This window comes from Chryseobacterium sp. CH25, from assembly GCF_004119455.1.
In the GTDB taxonomy this organism is placed as follows: domain Bacteria; phylum Bacteroidota; class Bacteroidia; order Flavobacteriales; family Weeksellaceae; genus Chryseobacterium.
The window spans coordinates 1-435 of sequence record NZ_NRQT01000033.1 but is presented as its reverse complement, the minus strand read 5'-3'; the positions used below and the strand labels follow the sequence as shown (position 1 = coordinate 435).

Annotated in this window: 1 pseudogene; it reads left to right on the top strand. The window is 37.7% G+C overall.

Annotated elements, in window-relative coordinates:
- Window positions 1-435, top strand: a pseudogene (locus tag BOQ64_RS23340) (RHS repeat-associated core domain-containing protein); the annotation flags it as partial.

Sequence of the window (435 nt, the reverse complement as noted above, 5' to 3'; positions counted from 1 at the left end):
CTTGAGTATAAATACACAGGAAACCGTTTAAATCAGGTGATAGAATCAGCGATGAATGATACAGGATATGAGGGTGGCAATAATATGATAGATTATGATGTGAACGGGAATATGACCAGCATGAAGGATAAAGGGATTAATTCTATTGTTTATAATCATCTTAACCTTCCCAATGCATTTGCAATGAATTATCCGGATCCTATTATTGTTGGGCAGCGATCTAGTGCTAATGTTGGATATTTATACCGTGCAGATGGAACTAAGCTGAGAAAAACCTATTCCACCAGACCTGCTAGAGGAAATATAAGAACCTCTATGACTGATTATCTGGATGGATTTCAATATTCCTATAGAGAAGCTGGGGGAATATGTTTAACCTGTCGTACAGAATATGCTTTTGAAGAGCAGGCTTACGGAAACATCAGTACTGCCTTT